The sequence below is a fragment of the Enterobacter cloacae complex sp. SHL021 genome (genome assembly GCF_049237765.1).
GTDB lineage: Bacteria > Pseudomonadota > Gammaproteobacteria > Enterobacterales > Enterobacteriaceae > Enterobacter > Enterobacter cloacae.
The window spans coordinates 1-6,271 of the sequence record NZ_JBMKJG010000044.1; the positions used below are offsets into that span (position 1 = coordinate 1).

The 6,271-nt window shown below is 54.2% G+C and carries 4 protein-coding genes and 1 rRNA gene; all 5 read left to right on the plus strand.

The genetic code is table 11. The features are described 5' to 3' along the window. A 5S ribosomal RNA gene (rrf, locus tag ACOTZF_RS24800) occupies window positions 1-90 on the plus strand; the annotation flags it as partial. Window positions 91-265: 175 nt separating this feature from the next. Beyond that, window positions 266-1,195: a homoserine O-acetyltransferase MetA gene (metA, locus tag ACOTZF_RS24805; protein WP_013095021.1), complete on the plus strand. Its 930-nt coding sequence runs from the start codon at window positions 266-268 to the stop codon at window positions 1,193-1,195. 270 nt (window positions 1,196-1,465) lie between these two features. Further along, on the plus strand, window positions 1,466-3,067 hold the full coding sequence (gene aceB, locus ACOTZF_RS24810) for a malate synthase A (protein ID WP_013095022.1): 1,602 nt from the start codon (window positions 1,466-1,468) through the stop codon (window positions 3,065-3,067). Between the two features lie 32 nt (window positions 3,068-3,099). Next, window positions 3,100-4,404: an isocitrate lyase gene (gene aceA, locus ACOTZF_RS24815; RefSeq protein ID WP_058684019.1), complete on the plus strand. Its 1,305-nt coding sequence runs from the start codon at window positions 3,100-3,102 to the stop codon at window positions 4,402-4,404. A gap of 50 nt (window positions 4,405-4,454) precedes the next feature. After that, window positions 4,455-6,209, plus strand: a complete 1,755-nt coding sequence (gene aceK, locus ACOTZF_RS24820) for a bifunctional isocitrate dehydrogenase kinase/phosphatase (RefSeq protein ID WP_129253554.1) — start codon at window positions 4,455-4,457, stop codon at window positions 6,207-6,209. Window positions 6,210-6,271 lie beyond the last annotated feature (62 nt).

The window sequence follows — 6,271 nt, forward strand, 5'->3', positions numbered from 1 at the left end:
ACCTGACCCCATGCCGAACTCAGAAGTGAAACGCCGTAGCGCCGATGGTAGTGTGGGGTCTCCCCATGTGAGAGTAGGGAACTGCCAGGCATCAATCAGGAAGAACCCCGTACCGTAAGGTGCGGGGTTTTTTGCTTTTGTTTTCTCCCTCTCCTTGAAACTTTCTCACCTTAAGCTTGCAGACTCGACATTCACGCCGATTCTGGGTATCGTTGGCTATCTGGATGTCTAAACGTTTATACGTATGCTGTGAGGATACAAGGTTATGCCGATTCGGGTGCAGGACGAGCTACCAGCCGTCAATTTCTTACGTGAAGAAAACGTCTTTGTGATGACCACTTCACGCGCGACAGGTCAGGAAATTCGCCCGCTGAAGGTGCTCATCCTTAATCTGATGCCGAAAAAGATCGAAACAGAGAATCAGTTCCTGCGCCTGCTTTCGAACTCTCCGCTCCAGGTGGATATTCAGCTGCTGCGGATCGATGCCCGTGAGTCGCGTAACACGCCTTCTGAGCATCTGAATAACTTCTACTGTAACTTCGACGATATCCGCGAGGAAAACTTCGACGGACTGATAGTCACTGGTGCGCCGCTGGGCCTGGTAGAATTTAATGATGTCGCCTACTGGCCGCAGATCAAACAGGTACTGGAGTGGGCAAAAGATCACGTCACGTCCACGCTGTTTGTCTGTTGGGCAGTACAAGCTGCGCTGAATATTCTCTACGGCATCCCCAAACAAACCCGTACCGAAAAACTCTCCGGCGTATACGAACACCACATTCTTCACCCTCATGCCTTGCTGACACGCGGGTTTGATGATTCGTTCCTGGCCCCGCATTCGCGCTACGCCGATTTCCCGGCGCAGCTGATTCGTGACTACACCGATCTGGAGATCCTGGCCGAAACAGAAGATGGCGATGCTTACCTGTTTGCCAGCAAAGATAAACGTATTGCCTTTGTAACCGGCCATCCTGAATACGATCCACACACCCTCGCGGCAGAGTATTTCCGTGATGTCGAAGCGGGTCTCAATCCGGATGTGCCGTATAACTACTTCCCGAAAAACGATCCCCAGAACAAACCGCGAGCCACCTGGCGCAGTCACGGGAATTTGCTGTTTACCAACTGGCTCAACTATTACGTCTACCAGATAACGCCATACGATCTGCGTCACATGAATCCGACGCTGGAGTAATCTTCTGCATAAAACGATCCTAAAGCGTTTCAGCTATTCACATCAGGCACCTTCGGGTGCTTTTTTTATTTCCGAAATTCAACTCAACATGCAATAAAACTTTAAATTCATAGTAATCAATAAGTTGAAGTTAAATTGAATTTAAAATGGAAATTGTTTTTGATTTTGTAAAAAATAGAGATAGTCTTAATTCTGCTGAGCGAAAACTACACAACGATCTTTCGTTCGCATTGGGGATGTGAATTTGGATCTTTGATGAGGAGCAGAGTGATGACTCAACAGGCAACGACGGTCGATGAACTGGCCTTTACCCAGCCGTATGGCGAGCAAGAACAGCAAATTTTGACGGCTGAGGCGGTTGAATTCCTGACTGAACTGGTGACCCGCTTTACGCCGCAGCGCAATAAGCTGCTGGCTGCACGCATTCATCAACAGCAGGAAATTGATAATGGCAAGCTGCCTGGGTTTATTTCGGAAACCGCTTCCATTCGACGCGGCGACTGGAAAATCCGCGGCATCCCTGAAGATTTGCAGGATCGCCGCGTTGAGATCACTGGCCCGGTAGAGCGCAAAATGGTGATCAACGCCATGAACGCCAACGTCAAAGTCTTTATGGCGGATTTTGAGGACTCCCTGGCCCCGGACTGGCGTAAAGTGATCGACGGGCAGATCAACCTGCGCGATGCCGTTAATGGCACCATCAGCTATACCAACGAAGCCGGTAAAATTTATCAGCTGAAACCCAATCCGGCGGTTCTGATCTGCCGCGTACGCGGCCTGCACCTGCCGGAAAAACACGTCACGTGGCGCGGAGAAGCGATTCCGGGCAGCCTGTTTGATTTTGCCCTCTATTTCTTCCACAACCACAAAAACCTGCTGGCAAAAGGCAGTGGCCCCTATTTCTACCTGCCTAAGACCCAGGCCTGGCAGGAAGCGGCCTGGTGGAGTGAGGTGTTCAGCTACGCGGAAGATCGCTTCAACCTGCCGCGTGGCACCATTAAAGCCACCCTGCTGATTGAAACGCTGCCTGCCGTATTCCAGATGCATGAAATCCTGCACGCTCTGCGCGATCACATTGTGGGTCTGAACTGCGGACGCTGGGACTACATCTTCAGCTATATCAAAACGTTGAAAAACCACCCCGATCGCGTACTGCCGGATCGCCAGGTTGTCACCATGGATAAACCGTTCCTCAGCGCCTACTCGCGCCTGCTGATTAAAACCTGCCACAAGCGCGGTGCCTTTGCGATGGGCGGCATGGCGGCCTTTATTCCGAGCAAAGACGCTGAGCGTAACAATCAGGTGCTCAACAAGGTGAAAGCTGACAAGGAGCTTGAAGCGCGTAACGGTCACGACGGCACGTGGATCGCCCATCCGGGCCTGGCCGATACGGCAATGGAAGTCTTTAACCACGTACTCGGTGACAACAAAAACCAGCTGTTTGTCACCCGTGATGACGATGCCCCAATCGCAGAAGAGCAACTTCTGGCGCCGTGCTCGGGTGAACGCACGGAAGAGGGCATGCGTGCCAATATCCGCGTGGCCGTGCAGTACATCGAAGCGTGGATCTCCGGTAACGGCTGTGTGCCCATCTACGGTCTTATGGAAGACGCGGCGACGGCAGAAATCTCCCGTACCTCTATCTGGCAGTGGATCCACCATCAGAAAACGCTCAGCAACGGCAAGCCGGTGACCAAATCCCTGTTCCGCCAGATGCTGGCCGAAGAGATGCGCGTCATTCAGGACGAGCTGGGCGAACACCGCTTCAGCAGCGGACGTTTTGATGATGCCGCCCGCCTGATGGAGCAAATCACAACCTCAGATGACTTAATCGACTTCCTCACCCTGCCAGGCTACCGCCTGCTTGCGTAAATCCACCACATAACAATATGGAGCATCTGCACATGAAAACCCGTACCCAACAAATCGAAGAACTGAAGAAAGAGTGGACACAGCCGCGCTGGGAAGGTATCCGTCGCCCATACAGCGCTGAGGAAGTGGTGAAACTGCGTGGCTCGGTCAATCCGGAATGCACGCTGGCGCAAAATGGCGCGGCGAAGATGTGGCATCTGCTGCATGGCGGCTCCAAAAAGGGCTACATCAACAGCCTCGGTGCACTGACCGGCGGTCAGGCGTTGCAGCAGGCGAAGGCCGGTATCGAAGCCATTTATCTTTCCGGCTGGCAGGTCGCGGCGGATGCCAACCTGGCCTCCAGCATGTATCCGGATCAGTCGCTCTATCCGGCAAACTCGGTGCCGTCGGTGGTGGATCGGATCAACAACACCTTCCGCCGTGCGGATCAGATCCAGTGGGCGGCAGGTATTGAGCCAAACGATCCGCGCTTTATTGACTACTTCCTGCCGATCGTCGCGGATGCAGAAGCCGGTTTCGGCGGCGTGCTGAACGCCTTTGAGCTGATGAAATCGATGATTGAGGCCGGTGCAGCGGCCGTACACTTCGAAGATCAGCTGGCCTCGGTGAAGAAATGCGGACACATGGGCGGCAAAGTGCTGGTCCCGACCCAGGAAGCGATTCAGAAACTGGTCGCTGCGCGTCTTGCCGCTGACGTGCTCGGCGTGCCGACGCTGGTGATTGCCCGTACCGATGCAGACGCGGCTGACCTGATCACCTCTGACTGCGATCCATACGACAGCGAGTTCATTACCGGCGAGCGCACCAGCGAAGGATTTTATCGTACCCATGCTGGCATTGAGCAGGCCATCAGCCGTGGCCTGGCGTATGCACCGTATGCGGATCTGGTCTGGTGCGAAACCTCCACGCCAGATCTGGCGCTGGCAAAACGCTTTGCCGATGCTATCCACGCCAAATACCCGGGCAAACTGCTGGCCTATAACTGCTCGCCGTCCTTCAACTGGCAAAAGAATCTGGACGATAAAACCATCGCCAGCTTCCAGCAGCAGCTGTCAGACATGGGCTACAAGTATCAGTTCATCACCCTGGCGGGGATCCACAGCATGTGGTTCAACATGTTCGACCTGGCGCACGCCTACGCGCAGGGCGAAGGCATGAAGCACTATGTTGAGAAAGTGCAGCAGCCGGAGTTTGCCGCGGGTAAAGAGGGCTATACCTTTGTTTCTCATCAGCAGGAGGTGGGAACCGGTTACTTTGATAATGTAACCACGATTATTCAGGGCGGCGTCTCCTCCGTCACCGCCTTAACGGGGTCAACAGAAGAAGCGCAGTTCTAATCTTTTCCCCCTCTCCCTTCTGGGGAGAGGGTTGGGGTGAGGGGGAATCTATGTCGCGTGGTCTGGAATTACTGATCGCACAGACTATTTTGCAGGGCTTCGATGCCCAGTATGGTCGTTTTCTGGAAGTCACCTCCGGCGCGCAGCAGCGCTTTGAGCACGCCGACTGGCATGCGGTCCAGCAGGCCATGAAGCAGCGTATTCACCTCTACGATCATCACGTGGGTCTGGTGGTGGAACAACTGCGCTGCATTACCGACGGTAAAAACCCTGACGCGGCATTTTTACTGCGCGTTAAGGAGCACTACACCCATTTGTTGCCAGACTACCCGCGCTTCGAGATTGCGGAGAGCTTTTTCAACTCCGTGTATTGCCGGTTATTTGACCACCGCTCATTATCTCCTGAGCGGTTATTTATTTTTAGCTCCCAGCCGGAGCGCCGTTTTCGCACCATTCCGCGCCCGCTGGCGAAGGATTTTTTCCCCGACCACGGCTGGGAGAAGCTCCTGCACCGCGTGTTAACAGATTTACCGCTGCGTTTGCCGTGGGAGAATAAAGCCCGCGATATTGGCTTTATCATCGCCCATCTCCACGAATCCTTTGGCGAAGAGGCTCTCAGCCAATGCCATTTGCAGGTCGCCAACGAGCTTTTCTACCGCAATAAAGCCGCATGGCTGGTGGGCAAGCTCGTGACGCCCTCCGCCACCGTGCCGTTTCTGCTGCCCATACACCGTACCGATGACGGCGAACTGTTTGTCGATACCTGCCTGACCACCAGCGCTGAGGCCAGCATTGTGTTTGGCTTCGCCCGCTCCTATTTTATGGTCTACGCTCCGCTGCCTGCCGCCCTGGTGGAGTGGCTGCGCGAGATCCTGCCGGGCAAAACCACCGCCGAGTTGTATATGGCGATTGGCTGTCAAAAGCATGCCAAAACGGAAAGCTACCGGGAGTATTTGCGTTATGTCACCACCGCCGATGAGCAATTTATCGAAGCGCCCGGCATTCGCGGCATGGTGATGCTGGTCTTTACGCTGCCGGGATTTGACCGGGTGTTTAAGGTCATCAAAGATACATTCGCGCCGCAGAAAGAGATGACCGCAGCGCATGTTCGTGCCTGCTATCAGCTGGTGAAAGAACACGATCGCGTCGGACGGATGGCGGATACGCAGGAGTTTGAAAATTTTGTGCTGGATAAGCGGCAGATCGATCCGGCTTTAATGGCCCTGTTACTGCAGGAAGCACCGGCAAAAATCACCGATCTGGGCGACAAAATAGCGATTAGCCATCTGTATATCGAGCGCCGTATGGTGCCGCTGAATATCTGGCTGGAACAGGCCGACGGTCAGGCTTTAAAAGATGCCATTGAAGAGTACGGCAACGCGATTCGTCAGCTTGCCGCTGCCAATATCTTCCCCGGCGATATGCTGTTTAAAAACTTCGGCGTGACCCGACACGGGCGGGTAGTGTTCTATGATTACGATGAAATTTGCTACATGACCGAGGTTAATTTCCGCGATATCCCGCCGCCCCGTTACCCGGAAGATGAACTCTCCGGGGAGCCGTGGTACAGCGTCTCACCGGGCGATGTCTTTCCCGAGGAGTTTCGCCACTGGCTGTGCGCCGACCCGCGTATTGGGCCATTGTTTGAAGAGATGCATGCCGATCTGTTTCGTGCCAGCTACTGGCGCGGGCTGCAAACGCGGATCAAAAACGGGCATGTGGAAGATGTGTACGCCTACCGTCGTAAGCAGCGGTTTTGCATCCGGTTTTCTCCCTCTCCCTGTGGGCTGAGGGATCCCCAGTAATATGGTCATGCCACCATGACCATATTACTGTACTCTTTTCCCAGCTTTTTCATCTCGTTAAC

Excerpts from the sequence above, each read along its gene's own strand:
- aceA (WP_058684019.1), top strand. The coding sequence starts at position 3,100 with ATGAAAACCCGTACCCAACAAATCGAAGAACTGAAGAAAGAGTGGACA.
- aceB (WP_013095022.1), top strand. The coding sequence starts at position 1,466 with ATGACTCAACAGGCAACGACGGTCGATGAACTGGCCTTTACCCAGCCG.
- metA (WP_013095021.1), top strand. The coding sequence starts at position 266 with ATGCCGATTCGGGTGCAGGACGAGCTACCAGCCGTCAATTTCTTACGT.
- aceK (WP_129253554.1), top strand. The coding sequence starts at position 4,455 with ATGTCGCGTGGTCTGGAATTACTGATCGCACAGACTATTTTGCAGGGC.